The organism is Paracidovorax wautersii, from assembly GCF_031453675.1.
In the GTDB taxonomy this organism is placed as follows: domain Bacteria; phylum Pseudomonadota; class Gammaproteobacteria; order Burkholderiales; family Burkholderiaceae_C; genus Paracidovorax.
In genome coordinates this window covers 1,492,611-1,514,596 of record NZ_JAVIZX010000001.1, presented here as the reverse complement: position 1 = coordinate 1,514,596, position 21,986 = coordinate 1,492,611, and the positions used below count along the sequence as shown (strand labels likewise).

The window sequence follows — 21,986 nt, the reverse complement described above, 5'->3', positions numbered from 1 at the left end:
CAATCGGCCATTCTGGCCGACGGAATATCCGGACATCCAAGGCGCCGGCGGTGACAGCACCCCAGCGCCCAGCCTTCTCACGCTCCTCTCAGTGCGTGACGCGCCCCCACTCCTGCTCGTAGGTGTGCACCAGCGCCTGGTTGGACAGGCGGTTGACCGGCGCCGGCAGCCGCGCCATGTCCAGCGGAAAGTCGAACAGCAGCGGCAGCGTGGGCAGCGACAGGAAGCGCAGGCCTTCGGGCAGTTGCGCAGGCAGGCGCCACGGCCTGCGGCTGGCGATCACGAAGCCCCATTCGCCGAAGCTCGGTACGTGCGCGTGGTACGGCGCAGTGCGCAAGCCCACCGATTCCATGGTCTCCACCACGGTCCAGAAGCTCTGGCGCGCCACCAGCGGCGAGGTGGTCTGCACCACGGCGTAGCCGCTGGCAGCCAGCCGCTGCTCCAGCAGGGCGTAGAAGCTGTTGGTGTAGAGCTTGCCGATGTTGAAGTTGGTGGGGTCGGGGAAGTCCACGACGATCACGTCGAAAGTACTGTGGGCCCCCACGCTCCGCCGCTGCGCTGGGTCGCTGCCCCCCAAGGGGGCCTTCGCGCCTTGGGACGGCCCGGCGGCGCTCATGTGGGCCCCCACGCTCCGCCGCTGCGCTGGGTCGCTGCCCCCCAAGGGGGCCTTCGCGCCTTGGGACGGCCCGGCGGCGCTCATGGGGGCCCCCACGCTCTGCCGTGCGGGGGCCTCCGCGTCTCCCTCCTGCAGCCACTGGAACGCATCGGCGTTGACGATATGCACGCGGGGGTCGTTGAGCGCGTTGCCGTTGAGCCGCACCAGGGCCGGGTTCTCGCGGAAGAGGGCCGTCATGGCCGGGTCCAGCTCCACCAGGGTGACCGACTCCACGCTGGGGTACTTGAGGATCTCGCGCACCGCCATGCCGTCGCCGCCGCCCAGCACCGCCACCCGGCGAGGAGCGCCGTGCGCGGACATCGCCGGGTGCACCAGGGCCTCGTGGTAGCGGTACTCATCACGCTCGGCGAACTGCAGATTGCCGTTCAGGTACAGCCGATGGCCCGCCTTGCCGTTGGTGACCACGATGCGCTGGTAGGGCGACACGCTGCTCATCACGATGCGGTCCTGGTAGAACTTGTCCTCGGCAAACCGCGTGAGGTGCTCGGCGCCCCACAGCCCCGCGGCCAGCACGCCCAGCACCGCGGCGCAGGCGAACGCATGGGCGCGCAGCCGGCGCAGCTCGTGCCGGAACAGCCACAGCGCCCACACCGCCACCACCGCATTCATCACGCCGAACAGCAGCCCCGTGCGGATGAGGCCCAGGTGCGGTACCAGCAGCAGCGGGAATGCCATGGACACGGCCAGCGCGCCCAGGTAGTCGAAGGTGAGCACCTGCGAGACCAGGTCCTTGAGCTGCACATTGCGCTTGAGGATGCGCATGACCAGCGGAATCTCCAGCCCCACCAGCGTGCCCACCGCGAACACCATGCCGTACAGCAGGATGCGGAACGCGCCCGGTACGTAGGCATTCGCTATGAAAAGCGTAGCTGGAAGCGCCCCACCGATGAGCGCCACCAGCAATTCGATCCTTAGAAAATGGGCAGGCAACTGCCGCTCGAAATACCGCGACAGCCACGAGCCCACGCCCATGGCGAAGAGATAGGTGCCGATGATGGTGCTGAACTGCAGCACCGAATCGCCCAGCACATACGACGCCAATGCGCCCGCCGCCAGTTCGTAGAGCAGCCCGCAGGCGGCGACGACGAAGACGCTGGCGAGCAGGGCGATGTCGATGGGGCGGGGGGATGAAGTGGGGGCGGGCGGCGTGGACACGGCGGGTATTGTGCTGCGAGACGGCGGCCCGGCCCCGGGCCCTGTGATCGGCGCCGGCACGTCGGCCTGCTCAGCGGGACGCAGCGACGGGCGGCGGTGGCAGCGCCCATTGCCTGCGCAGCACCGCGGCCCGCGCGTGCGCCTGCGCCCGTTGCTCGGACGTCAGCCGGGCCGCCTCGCGCCGCACGAAGGCAGCCGCCGACGAGGGGGACACGGTACTACTGGGATAGTCCTGCCACAGGAGGCGGTAGGCATGCCCCTCCACAGGGTCGCGCAGCGGCCCGAATACCGGGTCGTCCGCCTGCACCGGGGTGCCGGGGTCGTACAGGAAGGCCAGGGTGCTGAGTGCATCGCCCGGGCGGACCGCGGCCGCCTGGGACAGATACTCCAGCAGCTCCTGGCGCCACGCCGCCAGTTGCGGGCCGTCGAGCGGGAGGTGCTCCCGATCGGGATCTAGCCACCGCCCCGTGGGCCCGACATCGAGGAAGGCCAACTGTGCCTCCACCTGGCCGGCCCGGGCGTGCAGCCGCAGGATGGACAGGCGCAGCGCGTAGTCGCGGTCGGACAGCCGCGCGCACAGGCGCTGCACCTGCGCATGTTCGGCAGCCAGCGCCTGCACGGGCTCGGGTGCGTCGCCCTGCGACCGGGCCGCGCCCAGCCATTCGGGAATGGCCTCGCGCGTCGCGCACCACGAGAGCGCTGACAGCACCTCGACATCCTCGGCGGCACGGCCGAGATCCGGGCCACGGTAGTCGCGCAGCATCTCCCACACAGGCTGTGCGGGCGGGTCCATGGAGGTGGTGGCGTGTGCGAAGGAGGCGCCGCGTTCCGGTGCGTGGAGCGTCTCTGCAGTGTCGGCAGGCGCCCCCCCCCAGCAGCGGATCCCAAGGAAAGTCGGCCATCGGAACCGGCGCGGAGGCCGGAGCAGGCGGCCAAGCCAGGGACCGCGCTTGCGCCAAGGCCGCGCGGGGCGGCGCGTCCCGGTGCCAAAGCCAGCCGCCTGCGGCGGCCAGCCCGGCCACCAGCACGCCGGCCGCCGCGGCCCACAGAAGCGTTCGGCGGGCCCCCGGGGCGGGCGTGGACGGCACGGGGTTCAGAACTGGTAATTGGCGCTCAGCAGAAAGCTGCGGGGCGTACCGGGCATGCTGCTGGACCGCCAGTATTCCTTGTCCAGCAGGTTCGACACGGCGAGCGTGACCGTCCACGGCGCGGCACGCCAGCCAACCAAGCCGTCCCAGCGGGTGTAACCCGGCAGGATGCTGGTGTTGGCGAGGTTGGTGTACCGGTGGCTGGTATGCGTCACGCCGACCTCGCCGTACCAGGCGCCGGGAGGCGCATACCGCAGGAACAGGTTACCGTTGCGCTGGGCCGTGTTGGCCAGGTAGTTGCCTTCATTGGCGGGCACGCTGCGGTCGCCCAGCACCTTGGCACTCATCACGCCGACGCCGCCGCGTACGTACCAAGAGGGAGCGACCCGCCCAGCGGCGCTGAACTCGATTCCGCGCGAACGCTCCTTGCCGCGCATGGCGAAGGTGAAGGGGTCGGTGTCGGGTTCCGGCCGGTAGCGGATGTTGTAGTGCTCCAGCTGGTAGACCGCCAGCTGGGTAGACAACGCGCCCTGCAGCCAGTCGCTCTTGAGGCCGATCTCGACCTGGCGCGAGTGCTGGGGCGCCTCGTCCAGCACGGCCGTGGCCGCGGTGTCCACGCTGAGCGTGCCGCGTCCGCCGTAGGGCGAGAAGCTCTTGTTCCAGGAGGCGTACACGCTGTGGTCGCGCACCGGCTGCCAGACCACGCCCACGCGCGGGCTCACGGAGCTGCCGTCCGTGTCGCGCTGAAAGCCGTTGATGCGGTTGGTGCTTTCGAACTTGTAGCTGTCGTAGCGCGCGCCGAGCAGCAGCTTCCATTGCGGAGCAACTTCGATCAGATCTTGCACATAGAGTGCCTGCCCCTTGCCGATGTGCAGGTTGTCCTGCGTCGGCGCACCCTGCGCCGGACGCACGGCGTTGAACACCGGGTTGAACGGATCGATGAAGCCGTTGCTGTTGGCGGTGGAGAACAGGCGCGGCGCGCGCTCTTCCTCGCTGTGCTCCACGCCCACCAGCAGATCGTGCCGCATGCCCGCCAGGTCGAACCGGCCGGTCAGGTCCACCGTGTGCGAGGTGGTCTTGTTGGCCGTCTGCTGCCAGGCATAGCTCTGGCGCACCTGGCTGCGGTTGGTGCAGGTGGCGTTGGTGGACGTGCGTCCCTGCGCATTGCAGTACGTGCCCAGATAGTAGTGGTCGAAGTCCTGGTCGGCCTCGCGGCGGCTGGCCACCCAGCGCACGCTCCAGGCGGGGTTGAAGTCATAGCTCAGGTCTGAGCGCCACACGCGTAGGCGGTCCTCGACGTAGTCCCCAGGCTGGGCAAAGCCCTGGCGGATGGACACGCCGGCCGGCAACTGGTCGTACGCCGGACCGCGGTCGGGCACGCGCCAGACGTTGTCGTAGGTGTATTGCCCCGTCCAGCGCAGACCCTTGCGGTTGTCCACCAGGATGCTGGGCGAGACCATCTCGTTCTTGTTGCGGATGCCGCTGCGAAAGCTGTGCGCCTGCTCGCGGTCGGCCGTCAGCCGCACGACCACGTTCGGGTTGATCACCTGGTTGATGTCGATGGTGCCGCCCACGTTGTCCCAAGAACCGCCGCGCAGGGTGACGCTGCTCTTGCCGTCGAACCGCGCCTGCTTGCTCACCAGATTGATGACGCCGCCACCAGCGCTGCGGCCGTACAGCACCGAAGCCGGGCCCTTGAGGATCTCGATGCGCTCCACGTTCGCCGTGCTGCGGCGCACCTGCCCGCTTTCACGCACGCCATCGCGGTAGATGTCGCCGGCATCGGCCTGGAAGCCGCGGATCATCACGCCCTCGCCCCGCATGTCGTAGCTGGTGTTCACGCCGGGCACGCCGTCGAGCATGGTGGCCAGGTCGTTGATGCCGTAGCTCTTGTACTTGTTGACCTCCAGCGTATCGACCGTCTGCGGGATGTCCCTGGGGGCCATGTACGTCTTGGTGGCGGTGGTCACGCCTTCGGGGCGCACGTCGTCCGGGTCGTACTGCGATCCGCTGACATGTACCGCAGGGAGCTGCTGGAGAGCGGCCGGCAGGGCAGGGGCCTCGTCAGGCGCCGGCTGGGCGCTCGCGGTGGTTGCGGCGCAGGACCATGCCAGGAGCATGGCGACGGCGGTTGGCAGTAAAGGGTAGGCGGGACCGGTGGGCCGGTTCTTTCGGTTCATGTTCGCTTCCTCGGCAAGGCAAATGGGCCGCGGTGTCAACGGCCCGTGTCGGAAAGCGAGCGAATGTAACAGTAACGATAATTATTCTTATTCAATATTTTGCGTACCGTACGGGATTTGTGTCAGCCGTACAACACGCTTTGCACGGCCCGTATGCACGCGCCGATCGTCTCGGGGGTGCCCTCTGCTGCCGGCAACGCCCGCAACGAATGCCGCGGGCCGCATGCGGCGGCGGCCCGGCGCCGCCTTTACCCGCCGTGGATCGCCGCCGCCACGATGATGCTGATGCCCAGGCACATGGCCGCCACCACCATGGCGAGCGCCTTGTTCTGCTTCTCCACGATCTCGGCCCACAGGTCGTAGGGCGTGATCTTGTCGATGATGATGAAGCTGACCCAGAACACCAGCACGCCGATCAGCGCGAAGAGGATGGAGCCGAAGAAAGCGGCAGGCCGCAGCCATTCAAGAGCCATGATGAAGACCTCCGTCGGTGGGATGGATGAAAAAGATGAAGCAATCGGGAGCGCGGCGGCAGGCTCTCATTTGTGCCCGCCGCCGCTGGAATAGCCGCCGTAGGAGCCGCCGGAAGACCGGTAGCTGGACGAGGTGCAATTTTCGCGCTGCGGGTCGCAGGAGCTGCAGCTGCCGCCCAGCACCAGCATCACGATGAGCGGCAGCAGGAAGAGGATCACGATCCACGTGCCGCAGCCGATGCCGCCCGCGCCGGCCAAGGGCGCGGCGTCTTCGCGCTTGAACAGGTCGGCCTGGCCGTCGAGCTTGAAGGCCTTGGCGACGACGGCGCTGTCGAGCTTGCTGCCCACGGACCAGGTCACCTCCTGGGGCGTCTGCTCCATCGACAGGATGCCGCGGCCGGTGCTGCTGGCGAAGTCGCGGTTGAACGTTTTCTGCCCACGCTCCACGGGCCAGTAGAACTCGCCCAGCACGTAGGTGGTTTCGGCCTCGTAGCTGTATTCCAGCTGGTAGGGCGTGTTCAGGTAGTGCGCGCCCTTCCCGTTGGCCGAGAGCTTGGGCGCGCCGGTGGCGGGGCGCACCAGGCTCCAGCCATCGCTCGCATCCACCAGAAAGGCGAAGCCGCGCTTGCGGTGGTACAGCAGGTATTCGTCCCAGCCGAAGTGTTCGTCGTCGCCCGGCTCCACGCCCATGCGGTGCTGAAAGCCCACCACCTGCCAGTGCACGCCCTCCAGCGTGCCCTGGCTGCCCAGCGGGATCAGCAGGCGCACGGGCTCGTGCTGCTCGGCGTGGCGCAGTTTGCCGCCCAGGCCGCCCGACACGTCGATCAGGCTCTGGCAGGACGGGCAGGTCAGGCTCTTGGTGCTGGACAGCTTCACCGCCACGGGCGCGCCGCAATTCGGGCAGCTGAACTGGCGGCCTTTCTCGTTCTTGACCGACTCGTCCTTCAGGCCCTGCAGCTTCAGGTCGTCGAGTCGCACGGCGCGGCCGCGCTCGACCTTCGGCGGCACGCTGCCGTAGTCGATGGACAGCACCTCGCCGTCGTCGCTGCGCAGTTCCACCACGCTGAACGGCTGGCCCAGCGGCGGCAGCTTGGGCAGCTCGCCCTGGGCGGCGACCAGGCGGGCCTGCACGTTGGCGGCCACGCTGTAGGTCTTGCCGGCCACGGCGGTGGTGGCGCCGGGACGAAAGTGCGCGGCCTCGGGCAGGGTGCGGTCGGCGGGCACCGGGCGCGTGAAGACGTAGGCGCCGTTGTCCTCGCCCAGCGTGGCCGTCGTGCCGTCGTTCAGAAGGGCGATCCACTCCGTCCACGTGCCCGCGTCGCCCTGGTACTGCAGGCGGCCGATGAGCGTGAAGGGCTGGTCTTTGCCGTCCAGCACAGCCCGGCCCGTGGCCATGGGCTGCAGCGGACTGTGGTCGTCGAAGACCTCGGCCATCTTGCCGATGCGCTTGAGCACGTCGCCGCTGCGCACCACCGTGCTCTGGCAGTAGGGGCAGACGGCGTGCGTGGACTGCGCGCTCTGGAATTCGACCGGGGCGCCACAGCCGGGGCAGGGCGCGCGGTAATGACGCTGGGTGCCGCTGTCGGCCATGCGAAGTGTTTTAAGTGTTTTTGGCCTCTAGCGCTTATGTATCAAGCGCCATTAGCTATATATTTAATAGCACAATACCGGGATCACACCAGCTTCTTGAGCAGCTCGGATTTCTTGGCGTCGAACTCTTCCTGCGTGAGGATGCCCTTGGCCTTGAGTTCGCCCAGCTTTTCCAGCGTGGCCATCACGTCCTCGGGCTTCACGCCCTGCACCGGCGCGCCGGCCACGGCCGCCGCCTGCGCCGCAGCGCTGCCGGGGTTCTGCAGGCCCTGCTGCAGGTTCTGCGCCAGCACCTGGCCCAGCGCCACGCCGGCGCCCAGGCCCATGGCGTCGCCGGCAATGCCGCCACCACCGCCATTCGCCGAGCCTTCGGCGAACTTGGGGATCGCCTGCGCCGTCTGGTACTGCATGAACTTGCCCATGTCGTTGCCGACCATGCCCATGCCGATCTTCTGGTCCAGCACCTTCTGCAGCTCTTCGGGCAGCGAGACGTTCTGCACCGTCATGCCTTCCAGCTTCAGGCCGATCTTGGCGAAGGCCGGCTGCAGTTCCTTGGCCAGCGCGTCGGCGAACATGACCTGGTTGGCCGCCAAATCAAGGAACGGCAGGCCGCTGCCCGCGATGGCGTTGCTGATGTTCTGCAGCACCAGGCCGCGCAGCTGGCCGTCCAGGTCGGCCACGGGATAGGACTCGCGCGTGCCGGAGATTTCGGTGTGGAAGAGCTTCGGGTCCGCCACGCGGTAGGCGTAGTTGCCGAAGGCGCGCAGCCGCACGGCGCCGAAGTCCTTGTCGCGGATGGTGATGGGCTGGGGCGTGCCCCACTTCTGGTCCACCTGCTGGCGCGTGCTGAAGAAGTACACGTCGCTCTTGAACGGGGACTCGAAGAGCTTGTCCCAGTTCTTCAGGTAGGTCAGCACCGGCAGCGTCTGCGTGGTGAGCTTGTACGTGCCGGGGCCGAACACGTCGGCCACCTGGCCTTCGTTGACGAACACGGCCATCTGCGACTCGCGCACCACCAGCGTGCCGCCGTTCTGGATTTCCATGTCCCGCATCGGGAAGCGCCACGCCAGCGTGCCGTCGCCCTCCTCCGTCCACTGGATGATGTCGATGAACTGCTTCTTGATGAAGTCCATGAGGGCCATGCGAACGCTCCCGGTCGTTGTGAAGTGAGGGATGAGAGGGAAAAAGTGCGGCCATCATAGCGAGGCGCCGGGGCCGTTGGCGGGCTGCCTATCGCGGCATTGCATGCAATCAATTGGCGCCATTGGATGCGAATAACTAGCATTCAATCATCCAGGAACCAGGAGCCCCGCCATGTCCCGCATCCGCACGCTCACGCACCAGAACCTCCCCACGCTCGCCAAGACGGGCAGCTACTACCTCATCCATATCTGCGTGGCCGCCCTGGTGGCGTATGCCGTCACCGGCAACCTGATCGCCTCGCTCACGCTCAGCCTGCTGGAGCCCACGGTACAGGCCGTGGCGTTCTTCTTCCATGAAAAGGCCTGGGAGCGCGCGGCGCTGCGGCGCAAGGCCGCCGCCGAACCGTCTGCAGCGGCGGCAGAGGTGCCGGCACAGGCCCAGCCGGCATGAGGACCCCGGCCTTGCTGTCAGGATCGATCCGCCAGGGAGGGCAAGGCTTCGGCCCCTGGTTGCTTGAGCGCCTGGCCGGGCTGGCGCCCAGCCGCTGAAGCGGCCCGCGCAGGCCGGCCAGAAACTCAGGGCCGGTCAGGCCTTGGTGTTGATCAGGGCGCCCATCATGCGGTCCTCGGTGCGGAGCATCTGCAGGTTGGCCGCGAACGAGTAGGTGCTGGCGATCTGGTTGACCGCGTCGGCCTCCAGCGCGGCGCCCTCCTGCTGCGCGCGCACGGCTTGGGCGCGCACGCCGCTCTGGTCGGCCTCGGACTGCAGCTCCGCCTCCTGGCGCCGAAAGCCCGGCGTGGCCGCGTTGGCCACGTTGTGGGCGGCGCTGTCCAGCTGCAGTTGCGCGGCGCGCAGGCCGGACGAGGCGATCGATCCGATGGAGGACATGGCGGGCACTCCCGAGAGGTGGTGGATGGGCGGGCAGACGACGGCGCGGACGCCAGGGTCGATTATCGAAGCCGCGCCCCCGGGCGCCAAGCGGCGGACTGCAAAGCCCCTGCCCGGTGCGCGGCGGGGCCCGTCCGGGCAGCCATGGATGACCGAGTTGGGGGGTTTCCCGTTCGCTATCCAAACCATAGCGCCTTGCGCTTCACCATCAAGCGCCAGAGGCCAAAAACCCATAGAACCTCGCAGCACGTGCCGCTGACGCTCCTGCTCCAAAGCTATCCGGCAGCCCCGTGCGCCCGTGCCAGGCTCTGCGCAAACACCTGCGCCGCGCGGCTGGGCGCTGGCGAGCGGCGCACCAGGCTGACGAACTGGCAGCGGTAGAAGAAGCGCTCCGGCCCCACGGGCTGCAGCCGGCCCTGGCGCTCGAAGACCTCGGCGTAGTGGTCGGGCAGAAAGCCCAGATAGCGGCCCGACAGCACCAGCGTGGCGATGGACTCCTGATCGAACCCGGTGGCGCTGCGCGTCAGGCGCGCCTGGTGGCTCAGTTCCATGTTGGGCGAGTGGTAGCCCAGCCCGGCGAAGGGATATGCGCGCACGGCGTCCCAGTCCAGCGCGGCATGGTCGGCGCCGAACAGCGGGTGGCCCGCGCCGCAATACAGCAGCATGGTCTCGGTGAACAGATCGGTGTAGACCAGGCTCTGCGAGCTGCGGTGCGCCGGGATGATGCCCACCTGGTAGCTGCCGTCGATGACGCCGCGCTCGATGGCGTTGATGGAGCCCACGTGCAGCTGCAGCTGCACATCGGGCGCTTCGGCGGTGAAGGCGGCAATCGCCGCGTCGATGTGCGCGGCGGGGTTGCTGGCCGTCTTGTCGAACACGGCCACGGCCAGCTGGCCGCCCATGCGGGCATGGATGTCGTCGATGCCGTCGCGAAATCCCCGCACCGCCGCCAGCAGGCGCAAGGTCTCCTCGTACACGCGCTGGCCTTCGGGCGTGAGGGCGAACCCCGCCCGGCCCCGCCGGCACAGCGTGAGGCCCAGCCGCGTCTCCAGGTCCTTCACGTGACGGCTCACGGTGCTGGTGCCGATGTTCAGCTCCAACTCGGCCGCGGCCATGCCGCCGCAGTCGACCACGCTCTTGAACACCTGCAGCAGGCGCAGGTCCATGTCGGCCACCTGGCCCAGCACGGCGCGCTGGCGCGGGGCCGGCGCCTGCGGGGGCGCGGAAAGCGAAGAGACCGGCTTTTTTACTTGCATGATTCGTCAAGTAAACATTGATATTGCACCATTGGACGCATTATTGCGCGCCGGAACAATGCCGGGTCCGGGCCGTTCGCGCGCCCGGTGCCCTCTTCTTCTCTTTCCCGCCCACTGTTCGCCCACTGCCGGAGGCCCGCATGAGCTTCGTCCCCCTCGATACCCCCTCTTCCGCCACCGAGGCGTCCCGCCTGGACGCCGCCTGGCTCGACGCGCACTGGATGCCTTTCACGGCCAACCGCCAGTTCAAGGCCCAGCCGCGCATGATCGTGAGCGGCCAGGGCGCCTACTACACCGACGTGGATGGCCGCAAGATCTTCGACGGCCTCTCGGGCCTATGGTGCTCGGGCCTGGGCCATGGCCGCAAGGAGGTCGCCGAAGCGATTGGCAAGGCAGCCGCCACGCTGGACTATTCGCCCGCCTTCCAGTTCGGCCACCCCGCGTCGTTCGCGCTGGCCAACAAGATCAAGGAGCTGACGCCCCAGGGGCTCGACTACGTGTTCTTCACCGGCTCGGGTTCGGAGTCGGCCGACACCTCGCTCAAGATCGCCCGCGCCTACTGGCGCACCAAGGGCTTGGGGCAAAAGACGCGCCTGATCGGCCGCGAGAAGGGCTACCACGGCGTGAACTTCGGCGGCATCTCGGTGGGCGGCATCGTGGGCAACCGCAAGACCTTCGGCCAGGGCATCGAAGCGGACCACCTGCCGCACACGCAGCCGCCCGCAGGCACCTTCCAGCGCGGCATGGCCGACGACGGCGGCCGCGCGCTGGCGGACAAGCTGCTCGATGTGATCGCGCTGCACGACGCGAGCAACATCGCCGCCGTGATCGTGGAGCCGTTCTCGGGCTCGGCCGGCGTGGTGATTCCGCCCAAGGGCTATCTGGAGCGCATCCGCGAGATCTGCACGCAGAACAACATCCTGCTGATCTTCGACGAGGTCATCACCGGCTTCGGCCGCTGCGGCGCCTGGACGGGCTCCGAGGCCTTCGGCGTGACGCCGGACATCCTCAACTTCGCCAAGCAGGTGACCAACGGCGCGCAGCCGCTGGGCGGCATCGTGGCCACCAAGGAGATCTACGACACCTTCATGGCGGCCGGCGGCCCCGAGTACATGCTGGAGTTCACCCACGGCTACACGTACTCGGCCCACCCCCGTGGCCTGCGCGGCCGGCAATGCCGTGCTGGACATCCTGCAGAAGGAAGACATGCCCGGCCGCGTCAAGGCGCTGGCGCCCAACTTCGAGAACGCCGTGCACGGCCTGAAGGGCGCCAAGCATGTCGCCGACATCCGCAACTACGGCCTGGCCGCCGGCTTCACCATCGCGGCGCTGCCGGGCGAGCCGGCCCGCCGGCCGTACGAGATCGCCATGAAGTGCTGGGACAAGGGCTTCTACGTGCGCTACGGCGGCGACACCATCCAGCTGGCGCCCCCGTTCATCAGCACCGAGGCCGAGATCGACCGCCTGGTGAGCGCGCTGGGCGACGCCCTGGCCGAAACCGCTTGAACTCCTGATTTGATAGCTGCCAGCGCTTAACCCATAAGCGCTGCAGGCCGATTTAACTTCAAAATCCTATGCAACACGACAAGTCCGTTACCTCCACCGTCGGCCACCTGATCGACGGCCAGATCGTGGCCGATTCCGCCCGCACGCAGCCGGTGTTCAACCCCGCCACCGGCCAGTCGACCACCAGCGTGGCGCTGGCATCGCAGGCCACCGTGGAGGCCGCCATCGCCTCGGCCGAGGCGGCCTTCCCCGCCTGGCGCAACACCCCGCCGCTCAAGCGCGCCCGCGTGATGAGCAAACTCAAGGTGCTGCTCGAAGAGAACGCCGACAAGATCGCCGCACTCATCACCGCCGAGCACGGCAAGGTGCTGAGCGATGCGCACGGCGAGCTGCAGCGCGGCATCGAGAACGTGGAATACGCCAGCTACGCGCCCGAGTTGCTCAAGGGCGAGCACAGCCGCAACGTGGGCCCGAACATCGACTCGTGGAGCGAGTTCCAGGCACTGGGCGTCACGGCCGGCATCACGCCGTTCAACTTCCCGGCGATGGTGCCGCTGTGGATGTGGCCCATGGCCGTGGCCTGCGGCAACACCTTCGTGCTCAAGCCCTCCGAGCGCGACCCGAGCAGCACGCTGTTCATTGCCCAATTGGCGCTGGAGGCCGGCCTGCCGCCCGGCGTGCTGAACGTGGTCAACGGCGAAAAGACGGCGGTGGACACGCTGCTGCGCGACCCCCGCGTGAAGGCCGTGAGCTTCGTCGGCTCCACGCCCATCGCCGAGTACATCTACGCCGAGGGTTGCAAACACGGCAAGCGCGTGCAGGCCCTTGGCGGCGCCAAGAACCATGCCGTGCTGATGCCCGATGCGGACGTGGGCAACGCGGTCAGCGCGCTGATGGGTGCGGCCTACGGCTCGTGCGGCGAGCGCTGCATGGCCATCCCGCTGCTGGTGGCCGTGGGCGACGAAGTGGGCGACGCGGTGATCGCCGGCCTGAAGACCGAGATCGCCAAGATGAAGGTCGGCCCCGGCACGCAGACCGACAACGGCGGCAACGACATGGGCCCGCTGGTCACGCAATCGCACTTCGAGAAGGTGAAGGCCTATGTGGACAGCGGCGTGGCCGAAGGTGCGACGCTGGTGGTCGATGGCCGTGGCATGCAGGTGGCAGGGCATGAAGCCGGCTACTTCCTGGGCGCCTGCCTGTTCGACAACGTCAAGCCCGGCATGAAGATCTACCAGGAAGAGATCTTCGGCCCCGTGCTGGGCGTGGTGCGCGTGAAGACGCTGCAGGAGGCCATGCAGCTCATCAACGACCACGAGTACGGCAACGGCACCTGCATCTTCACGCGCGACGGCGAAGCCGCCCGCTACTTCACCGACCACATCCAGGTCGGCATGGTGGGCGTGAACGTGCCCCTGCCCGTGCCCGTGGCCTACCACTCGTTCGGCGGCTGGAAGCGCAGCCTGTTCGGCGACCTGCACGCCTACGGGCCGGACGCCGTGCGCTTCTACACCAAGCGCAAGACCATCACGCAGCGCTGGCCCTCGGCCGGCGTGCGCGAAGGCGCGGTGTTCGCCTTCCCGAGCAGCCGCTGAGCGCAGGCGGCCTGAGCCGCTCGCCTCAATGGCGGCTCTGGCCCTGCGCAGCGGCCGGATGGCTGGCGGCCTTGGCCACCTTCTTGGGCTGCGCCGCGCCCGCTTTGTGCGCGGCGGCCTTGTGCGCCTGCGGCGTGCCCGCCTTGGCGTTCTTGCGCGCCACGGCCTTCTTGGCTGACGCCTTGGCCGGCGCCTTCGCGGCAGAGGATTTCTGCGCCCCGCTCTTGCGCGGCGGCTGGGGTGCGGCGGCGGGCGCCGGTGCGGTTGCCGCAGGCGCTGGCGCTGGCGCGGCCGCGGCGGGCCGCTGCGGCTGCAGCGTCACGGCTTCCCGCGGCAGCTCCGTGCTGTAGAGCACCTTGATCTGCTGGGGCGGCACGCCACGTTCCACCAGCACCTTGCGCGCCGCCCAGGCCCGGGCGAGCGCTATGTCGCGTGCATTGGCCTGCGCACTGCGCTGGCTGTAGCCCTTGATCTCCCAGCGCCACGACCGCTGCGCCGGATCGGCCGCCACGGATTCGAGCAGGGCCACCGCCTGCGACGGCAGCGCCGTCTCGGCCCCCGAGAACTGGGCCACCGTGCCATCGTCCGGAAGGCGCAGCGGGGCCGCGGGCGCGGCCACAGCGGGCGTGGCGGCAGGGGCTGCAGGCACAGTCACGGCCGGGGCAGGTTCCGGCGCGGCGGCGACCGCAGCAGGGGCCGCCGGTGCGGGCGCCAGGGAGACCGACGTGCAGCCCGCCAGCGCGGCAGCGGCCACCGCCGCGAGGGACCAGGGCAGGAAGGCCGCGGCAGCGCGGCGTTTGCGGGTACGCAGGAGCATGGAAATCACCTGAAATCGGGGCGCCAGCGGCCTTGCGGGCCGGGCAGACAAAGCAAGGGAAGGGCTGGCCGGTGGGGCGGCAGGCCATCCCCTGATTGTCCACCCAGCCGGCCGCCCCCCGCGCGGCCCCGGCCGACGGGAATGTCCGCAGGCAGCGCCGCACGCGCCCTGCTACAGTGAATTCGAGCACTGCCCCGCCCTCGATGTCCGCCGCCCTCCCGTCTTCCGCACCTTCCCGCACCGTGCACTGGCTTGTGCGCATGAACCGCCGCAACCGCTCGGCGTTCTACGCCATGCTGGGCGTGGCCATCGCGCTGCACCTGGCGCACCGCCTGCCGGACGCCGGCCCCGCGCTGTGGACCGTCGTCGCGCTGCAGTTCCTGCTGTACCCGCAGCTGGCGTACTGGTGGGCGCGGCGCTCGGCGCACCAGCGGCGCACCGAGATGCGCAACATGTGGATCGATGCCGTGCTCGGCGGCGTCTGGTCCGCAGCGCTCGGCCTGCCGGTGTGGCTGAGCTTCACGCTGACCATCGGCAACTGCATCAACATGGTGGTGTTCTACGGTTTGGCCGGCCTGCCGCGCCTGGTGCTTGCCATGGGCGGCGGCATGGCGCTCTCGGCTGCTGGCTGGGTGACCGCGACCGGCCACTGGCCGCTGCAGCCCGAGACCGACCTGCCTGCCAGCCTGGCGTGCATCGGCGCACTCACCGTGTACTTCATCGCCTTCGCGCACGACGGTTACATGCGCGCCATGCAGCAGCACAGCAACCATGAGCGGCTGCAACAGCAGTTCGACGAGATCCAGGCCCTGCAGGCCCGTCTGCAGGAGCAGGCCATGCGCGACCCGCTGACCGGGCTGTTCAACCGCCGCCAGCTCGACGCCGACCTGGGACCGGCCATCGAACGCAGTGCGCAGGCCGGCGGAGCGCTGTCGGTGGTGATGATTGACATCGACCACTTCAAGCGCATCAACGACACCCACGGCCACCCCGCCGGCGACGCCGTGCTGCAGGCGCTGGCCCGGCTGCTGCAGCGCCATGCCCGGCCCGGCGACATGGCCTGCCGCCATGGGGGCGAGGAGTTCGTGCTGCTGCTGGACGGGACGCCGGCGGCCGCGGCACGCGAACGGGCCGAGGCCCTGCGCCGGGCGTTCGAGACGCTGGTGGTCGAGGTCGATGGCGCCGCGCTGTCGGCCACGCTGTCGTGCGGCGTAGCGAGCTTTCCGGAACATGCCCGCCATCCTCAGCGGCTGATGGCCAGCGCCGACCAGGCGCTGTATGCCGCCAAGACGAAGGGCCGCAACCGCGTGGAAGCGCCCAGCGCCCCGCCTGCCGGAGCCCCGGCGGCCGAGCAGACTCCGGCCGCAACCGCCTAAAATCGAACATCGATTCCACCGTACGGACGGTGCGGGCAGCCCGTCCGCCGTGTTCGACCCCCATGCCTGCCAAGCGCGCCCCTGCCCTCTCCGCTGTTTCTTCGCCCGCCACCAACCCCGACGAGCAAGCGCCAACCCCCCGCCGCGCGCCGGACCCGCTCTTCAACCAGTCGCTGGAAAAGGGCCTGGATGTGCTGCGTGCCTTCTCCGCCGCGCACCGCACGCTGACGCTGGCCGAGCTGGCGCAGCTGACGGGCATGACCAAGGGGTCGGCCCAGCGCACGGTGCACACGCTGCAGGTGTTGGGCTATGTGGGCAAGCACCCGCAGACGCGGCGCTTTCAGCTGCTGCCCAAGGTGATCGAGATCGGCTTCAACTACCTGGCGGCGCACCCGATCATCCGCGCGGCCCATCCCTACCTGGCGCAACTGGCCACGGCCAGCGGCGAGACCGCCAGCCTGACCGAGCCGGTCGGGCTGGAGATGGTGTACGTGGCGCAGCTGCAGACCACGCAGTTCATTCCGGTGCTGACGCCGGTGGGCATGCGCATTCCGATGTACTGCACCAGTTCGGGCCGCGCCTACCTGAGCGCCCTGCCCGACGCCGAGGTGCGCGCCCTGCTGACCGCCGCGCCCCGCCCCGCGCGCACGCCCGCCACGCTGACCGATGTGGACGTCATCGTGGAGCGCATCGCCGCCTGCCGCCAGATGGGCTTTGCCACGAATTGCGAAGAGCTGTTTCTGGGCGACATGGGCGTGGCCGCCCCGATCCGCAACAGCCGCGGCCAGCCGGTGGCCGCCGTGCACCTGTCGCCGCCCACCAGCCGCTGGACGATGGAAGAGGCGCAGCGCAAGCTGGCGCCCATGGTGCTGGAATGCGCGCGGGCGATTGAGGGAACAACCCCCTGAGCGGCTGCCGCTTCCCCCTTCTCTCGGCTTCGCCGGGAAGGGAGACGACGCCGGTGGCCAGGCAAAGCCCGTTCCACGGCGTCTGCTGGCATGGCATGCTCCGCGGCCTTCTGACAGGTGAGGTCGTGGTGACGCAGACGATGCGCGCCATCGGTACACGCAACCTTGCAGTTTAGCTATAACTTTAATAGCTGCTTGCGCTTATCAGATAAGCGCTAGGGGCCTGTTTAAGCTAAATTCTCACTGCGCGCGCTCCAGCATCGCCAGCAGCAGCACGTTGGCGCCGGCAGCGATGTGTTCGGGCTGGGCGTCTTCGATCTCGTTGTGGCTGATGCCGTCCTTGCAGGGCACGAAGATCATGCCGGCCGGGGCCACGCCGTTCACGTAGACGGCGTCGTGGCCGGCGCCGCTGACCACGTCCATGTGCGGCAAGCCGAGCGCCTCGGCCGCGCGGCGCACGCTGGCCACGCAATCGGCGTCGAACAGGCACGGTTCGTACTTCACCACCTGCGTGATGTCGACCGTGCACTGGCAGGCAGCGGCCAGCTGCGCGAAGGTGGTGCGCATGTCGGCGTCCATGCGGTCCAGGCCGGCCTGCGCCAGGTTGCGGAAGTCCACGGTGAACGTGACCTGGCCCGGAATCACGTTGCGCGAATTGGGCAGCACCTGCAGATGCCCGACGGTGCCGCGGCCGTGCGGCGCCTCGGCCAGTGCGATGCGGTTGACGGCGTCCACCATGCGCGACGCGGCCAGCAGCGCGTCGCGGCGCAGCGCCATGGGCGTGGGGCCTGCGTGCGCGTCCATGCCGGTCACCGTCACGTCGTACCACTGCTGGCCCAGCGCGCCCCTGACCACGCCGATGGGCAGGCCTGCCGCCTCCAGCACCGGGCCTTGCTCGATGTGCGATTCGAAATACGCTGCATACGGCCCGCCGGGCACGTCGCCGCAGGCCTGCGTGCCCAGGTAGCCGATGCGCTGCAGTTCGTCGCCCACGGTCAGGCCGTCCGCGTCCTTCTGTGCGCGCACCGACTCGGCCGTGAAGACGCCGGCAAACGCGCCCGACCCCATCATCACCGGCGTGAAGCGCGTGCCCTCTTCGTTGGTCCAGAAGGCGACCTCCAGCGGGGCGCGGGTGGCGATGCCCTGGTCGTTCAGCGTGCGCATCACTTCCAGCCCGGCCATCACACCGAAATTGCCGTCGAACTTGCCGCCCGAAGGCTGGGTGTCGATGTGGCTGCCGGTGGCCACCGCGCGCGCAGCGGGGTCGGTGCCGGGCCGGCGGGCGAAGACGTTGCCGACCTCGTCCACCCGCACCTGCAAGCCGGCGTCGCGAAACCACTGCGTCACCAAGTCGCGGCCGGCGCGGTCCTGATCGGTCAGCGCGATACGGCGCACGCCGCCCTTGGGCGTTGCACCAACCTGGGCCAGGTCCATGAGCGACTTCCACAGTCGGTCGGCATCGATTCGGGGCGTAGAGGGCGAGGTCATGGGGCGGGTCTCAAAAAAGGGAGCCGGCATCCGGCGAAGGCCCGTCTATCAGCAATAAGCAAGCCATATACCTCCAAAGAACACCACAAGTATCGTTAAACGATATTTCAGTGCAGGCACGGTGCTTGCAAGCAGAGGGAGGTCTTCTCAACCAACCCGAAGGTGAGTCCCATGCATGCAGCGCTTCCGACCCCGTCTCTCTCTCCGCGCCGCAGCGCCGGAGCCCTGGCCGTTCTGCTGGGCCTGTCCCTGGTGGGCGGCGCCGCACTGGCGCAAGAGAAGGTGCTGCGCATCGCGATGACGGCCGGTGACATTCCGCGCACATCGGGCCAGCCAGACCAGGGGTTCGAGGGCAACCGCTTCACCGGCATCCCGATGTACGACGCGCTCACGCAGTGGGATCTGAGCTCCAGCACCAAGCCCAGCGTGCTCATCCCCGGCCTGGCGCTGTCGTGGGCGGTGGACGCCAAGGACACCACCAAGTGGGTCTTCAAGCTGCGCCCCGGCGTCAAGTTCCACGACGGCTCGCCCGTCAACGCCGACGCCGTGGTGTGGAACGTGCGCAAGGTGCTGGACAAGACCGCGCCCCATTTCGATGCAGCCCAGGTGGGCGTGACGGCCTCGCGCATGCCCACGCTGCGCTCGGCCCGCAAGATCGACGACCTGACGGTGGAGCTGACCACGTCCGAGCCCGATTCCTTCCTGCCCATCAACCTGTCAAACCTGTTCATGGCGTCGCCCTCGCACTGGGACAAGAAGCTCGCCGCTGTGCCGGCCTCGGTCACCGACGCTGCCGAGCGCAGCAAGCAGGCCTGGACGGCCTTCGCCGCCGATCCGTCGGGCTCGGGCCCCTTCAAGGCCACGCGGTTCGTGCCGCGCGAGCGCCTGGAGATGGTCAAGAACACGGAGTACTGGGACCCCAAGCGCCGTCCCAAGATCGATCGCGTGGTGCTGCTGCCACTGCCCGAGGCCAATTCGCGCACCGCCGCCCTGCTGTCCGGCCAGGTGGACTGGATCGAAGCGCCCGCGCCCGACGCCGTGGCCACCATCAAGCAACGCGGCTTCAAGATGTACGCCACGCTGCAGCCGCACATCTGGCCCTGGCAATTCTCGTTCGTCGAAGGCTCGCCCTGGACCGACAAACGCGTGCGCCAGGCCGCCAACCTGTGCGTGAACCGCACGGCCATGAAGGAGCTGCTGGGCGGGCTGATGGAAGAGGCTACCGGCATCGTCGAGCCCGGCCACCCCTGGCGCGGCAACCCCACGTTCCAGATCAAGTACGACGTGAAGGCCGCCCAGGCGCTGATGACGCAGGCCGGCTACAGCGCCGCCAAGCCGATCAAGGTGAAGGTGCAGACCTCGGCATCGGGCTCGGGCCAGATGCAGCCGTTGCCCATGAACGAGTTCATCCAGCAGAACCTGAAGGACTGCTTCTTCGACGTGGAATTCGACGTGGTCGAATGGAACACGCTGTTTTCCGGCTGGCGCCTGGGCGCGAAAGACCCGAGCGCGCATGGCGCCCACGCCACCAACGTGACGGCCGCCACCATGGACCCGTTCTTCGCGATGGTGCGCTTCGTCAGCACCAAGGCCTTCCCGCCGCTGTCCAACAACTGGGGCTACTACAGCAACAAGGAAGTGGACGCCATCATCGAGAAGGCCCGCACCACCTTCGACGAGAAGTCCCGCGACGCTGCACTGGCCCAGCTGCACACCAAGGTGGTGGACGAAGCGCCCTTCCTCTTCGTGGCGCACGACGTGGGCCCGCGCGCCATGTCGGCCAAGGTGGGCAACGTGGTGCAGCCGCAGAGCTGGTTCATTGACATCGCCACGATGACGATGAACTGAGGCCGCAGGCCGGTGGAAGCGGCGGCTGCACCGCCGCGCCCGCCGTCTCCGCGCGCGTTCGCCCTCCTGCCCGCAGTCGCCGCCACAGCGCCTGACGCCCCGCCAGCCCACCGAGCCAGCCACCATGTTCGCCTACCTGATACGCCGCGTGTTCTACACGCTCCCCATCATGCTGGGCGTGGCCCTGGTCTGCTTTGCGCTGGTGCATCTGTCGCCCGGCGACCCTCTGGTGTCGGTACTGCCGGCCGACGCATCGGCCGAGCTGCAGGCCCAGCTGCGCGAGCTGTACGGTTTCAACCGGCCGCTGCCCGAGCAGTTCGGCCGCTGGATCTGGCGCGCGGTGCAGGGCGATCTGGGCATGTCCATCGCCACCAGCCGCCCGGTGACGGGCGAGGTGCTTCGCGCCGTGGTCAACACGCTGCGCCTGGCGCTGGTCGCCACCCTGATCGGCTTCGTGCTGGGCAGCCTGTTCGGCTTCGTGGCCGGGTACTTCCGCAACTCGTGGCTGGACCGCGTGGCGTCCCTGCTATCGGTGCTGGGCGTGAGCGTGCCGCACTACTGGCTGGGCATGGTGATGGTGATCGTGTTCTCGTCGCTGCTGATGTGGCTGCCGGCCACGGGCGCCGGCCCTGGAGGCTCGGGCGACTGGGCCTGGGACTGGGCGCACGTGCAGTTCATGATCCTGCCGGCCATCACCATGTCGGTGATTCCGATGGGCATCATCGCGCGGACCGTGCGGGCGCTGGTGTCCGAGATTCTCGACCAGGAATTCATCGTCGGCCTGCGCGCGAAGGGCCTGACGCACCGGGGCATCTTCGCCCACGTGGTGAAGAACGTGGCACCGACGGCGCTGGCCGTGATGGGGCTGCAGCTGGGCTACCTGCTGGGCGGCTCGATCCTCATCGAAACGGTGTTTTCCTGGCCCGGCACGGGCTTTCTGCTGAACCAGGCGATCTTCCAGCGCGACCTGCCGCTGCTTCAGGGCAGCATCCTGGTGCTGGCGCTGTTCTTCGTGCTGCTGAACCTGCTGGTGGACGTGGTGCAGACCCTGCTCGACCCGCGCATCGCCCGCGCCTGAGACTGGACCGGGAGACCTTCGCCATGAACGCCATCCTCTCTCCATCGCCCGCCACGGTCGCCGCGCTGCCGGCCGCCCGTTCACGCGGCTACTGGGCCTCCGTCGGCGCGCGCTTCGTGCGCAACCCGGTCGCGGTCGGCGCCGGCATCGTCGTGCTGTTGCTGCTGCTGATGGCCGCCATCGGCCCGTGGATCGTGCCGGCCGACCCGTACGCCGCATCGATGTTCAAACGGCTGCGGCCCGTCGGCACGCCGGGCTTTCTGCTGGGCACCGACGAACTGGGGCGCGATCTGCTCTCGCGCCTGATCGTGGGCGCGCGGCTGTCGCTGTTCATGGGCATCACGCCGGTGCTGCTGGCCTTCGTGATGGGCGCGGGCATCGGCATCCTGGCGGGCTACGCCGGTGGCCGCACCAACACCGTGATCATGCGCACCATCGACGTGTTCTACGCCTTCCCGTCGGTGCTGCTGGCCATTGCGCTGTCGGGCGCGCTGGGCGCGGGCGTCTTCAATTCGCTGGTGTCGCTGACCATCGTGTTCATTCCGCAGATCGCGCGGGTGGCCGAGTCGGTGACGGCCCAGGCCCGCAACCGCGACTACGTGGAAGCCGCGCGCGCCACCGGCGCCGGGCCCTTCACCATCGTGCGGGTGCATGTGCTGGGCAACGTGCTGGGGCCCATTTTCGTCTACGCCACCAGCCTGATCGCGGTGTCGATGATCCTGGCCTCGGGCCTGTCGTTCCTGGGCCTGGGCGTGAAGCCGCCCGAGCCCGAATGGGGCCTGATGCTGAACACGCTGCGCACGGCCATCTACACCCAGCCGCTGATCGCGGCACTGCCCGGCGTGATGATCTTCATCACCTCCATCTCGTTCAACCTCCTCTCCGACGGCCTGCGCGCCGCCATGGACAACAAGGGCTGAG

17 protein-coding genes and 1 pseudogene are annotated in these 21,986 nt (G+C 68.7%); 8 read left to right on the top strand and 10 right to left on the bottom strand.

All coding sequences use genetic code 11. The features are described 5' to 3' along the window. Positions 1-88: 88 nt before the first annotated feature. The 6 genes from QE399_RS06955 to QE399_RS06930 all read right to left on the bottom strand — a co-directional run bounded on the left by QE399_RS06955 (position 89) and on the right by QE399_RS06930 (position 8,304). Positions 89-1,831: a polyamine aminopropyltransferase gene (locus QE399_RS06955; RefSeq protein ID WP_309827454.1), complete on the bottom strand. Its 1,743-nt coding sequence runs from the start codon at positions 1,829-1,831 to the stop codon at positions 89-91. Between the two features lie 70 nt (positions 1,832-1,901). Then, positions 1,902-2,624, bottom strand: a complete 723-nt coding sequence (locus QE399_RS06950) for a hypothetical protein (RefSeq protein WP_309827452.1) — start codon at positions 2,622-2,624, stop codon at positions 1,902-1,904. Positions 2,625-2,924: 300 nt separating this feature from the next. Beyond that, a complete protein-coding gene (locus QE399_RS06945) occupies positions 2,925-5,039 on the bottom strand; it encodes a TonB-dependent receptor (RefSeq protein WP_309827450.1) in 2,115 nt (704 codons plus the stop codon). A 308-nt stretch (positions 5,040-5,347) separates the two neighbouring features. Next, positions 5,348-5,572 (bottom strand): DUF350 domain-containing protein, encoded by a 225-nt coding sequence (locus QE399_RS06940; RefSeq protein ID WP_284412655.1) that lies wholly within the window; start codon positions 5,570-5,572, stop codon positions 5,348-5,350. Between the two features lie 66 nt (positions 5,573-5,638). Further along, positions 5,639-7,162, bottom strand: coding sequence for a DUF4178 domain-containing protein (locus QE399_RS06935; RefSeq protein ID WP_309827447.1), 1,524 nt, complete (start codon positions 7,160-7,162; stop codon positions 5,639-5,641). An 83-nt stretch (positions 7,163-7,245) separates the two neighbouring features. Then, positions 7,246-8,304: an SPFH domain-containing protein gene (locus QE399_RS06930; protein ID WP_309827446.1), complete on the bottom strand. Its 1,059-nt coding sequence runs from the start codon at positions 8,302-8,304 to the stop codon at positions 7,246-7,248. A 172-nt stretch (positions 8,305-8,476) separates the two neighbouring features. Here QE399_RS06930 and QE399_RS06925 point away from each other — a divergent pair, with 172 nt between their 5' ends. After that, entirely contained in the window at positions 8,477-8,755 is a 279-nt protein-coding gene (locus QE399_RS06925) for a DUF2061 domain-containing protein (protein WP_309827444.1), read from the top strand. Positions 8,756-8,890: 135 nt separating this feature from the next. Here the strand turns inward: QE399_RS06925 and QE399_RS06920 are convergent, their stop codons facing one another. Together QE399_RS06920 and QE399_RS06915 are read right to left on the bottom strand one after the other, a co-directional pair. Next, entirely contained in the window at positions 8,891-9,193 is a 303-nt protein-coding gene (locus QE399_RS06920) for a flagellar basal body protein (protein WP_309827443.1), read from the bottom strand. A 275-nt stretch (positions 9,194-9,468) separates the two neighbouring features. Further along, positions 9,469-10,449: a LysR family transcriptional regulator gene (locus QE399_RS06915; RefSeq protein WP_309827442.1), complete on the bottom strand. Its 981-nt coding sequence runs from the start codon at positions 10,447-10,449 to the stop codon at positions 9,469-9,471. A 140-nt stretch (positions 10,450-10,589) separates the two neighbouring features. On the opposite strand from QE399_RS06915, the pseudogene aptA reads away from it, so the two are divergent. Further along, a pseudogene (gene aptA, locus QE399_RS06910) lies at positions 10,590-11,955 on the top strand (omega-aminotransferase AptA). Positions 11,956-12,023: 68 nt separating this feature from the next. Next, on the top strand, positions 12,024-13,550 hold the full coding sequence (locus QE399_RS06905; RefSeq protein ID WP_309827441.1) for a CoA-acylating methylmalonate-semialdehyde dehydrogenase: 1,527 nt from the start codon (positions 12,024-12,026) through the stop codon (positions 13,548-13,550). A gap of 25 nt (positions 13,551-13,575) precedes the next feature. Here QE399_RS06905 and QE399_RS06900 read toward each other — a convergent pair whose 3' ends face one another. Beyond that, a complete protein-coding gene (locus tag QE399_RS06900; RefSeq protein WP_309827439.1) occupies positions 13,576-14,367 on the bottom strand; it encodes an OmpA family protein in 792 nt (263 codons plus the stop codon). 203 nt (positions 14,368-14,570) lie between these two features. Between QE399_RS06900 and QE399_RS06895 the strand changes: the two genes are divergently transcribed. Both QE399_RS06895 and QE399_RS06890 read left to right on the top strand, forming a co-directional pair. Continuing rightward, entirely contained in the window at positions 14,571-15,743 is a 1,173-nt protein-coding gene (locus QE399_RS06895; RefSeq protein ID WP_309827438.1) for a sensor domain-containing diguanylate cyclase, read from the top strand. A 62-nt stretch (positions 15,744-15,805) separates the two neighbouring features. Further along, positions 15,806-16,651 carry an IclR family transcriptional regulator gene (locus tag QE399_RS06890; RefSeq protein ID WP_309827437.1) on the top strand — a complete coding sequence of 282 codons (846 nt, stop codon included), beginning with the start codon at positions 15,806-15,808 and terminating at the stop codon, positions 16,649-16,651. Between the two features lie 240 nt (positions 16,652-16,891). Here the strand turns inward: QE399_RS06890 and QE399_RS06885 are convergent, their stop codons facing one another. Beyond that, on the bottom strand, positions 16,892-18,139 hold the full coding sequence (locus QE399_RS06885) for a Zn-dependent hydrolase (protein ID WP_309827436.1): 1,248 nt from the start codon (positions 18,137-18,139) through the stop codon (positions 16,892-16,894). Between the two features lie 171 nt (positions 18,140-18,310). Between QE399_RS06885 and QE399_RS06880 the strand changes: the two genes are divergently transcribed. The 3 genes from QE399_RS06880 (at position 18,311) to QE399_RS06870 (ending at position 21,985) form a co-directional block, all read left to right on the top strand. Continuing rightward, a complete protein-coding gene (locus tag QE399_RS06880; protein ID WP_309827433.1) occupies positions 18,311-19,987 on the top strand; it encodes an ABC transporter substrate-binding protein in 1,677 nt (558 codons plus the stop codon). A 124-nt stretch (positions 19,988-20,111) separates the two neighbouring features. Beyond that, the gene (locus tag QE399_RS06875) at positions 20,112-21,065 is read left to right on the top strand and encodes an ABC transporter permease (RefSeq protein WP_309827431.1); all 954 of its coding nucleotides are present in this window, start codon (positions 20,112-20,114) and stop codon (positions 21,063-21,065) included. A gap of 23 nt (positions 21,066-21,088) precedes the next feature. Further along, positions 21,089-21,985: an ABC transporter permease gene (locus QE399_RS06870; protein ID WP_309827428.1), complete on the top strand. Its 897-nt coding sequence runs from the start codon at positions 21,089-21,091 to the stop codon at positions 21,983-21,985. Position 21,986: the final 1 nt, after the last annotated feature.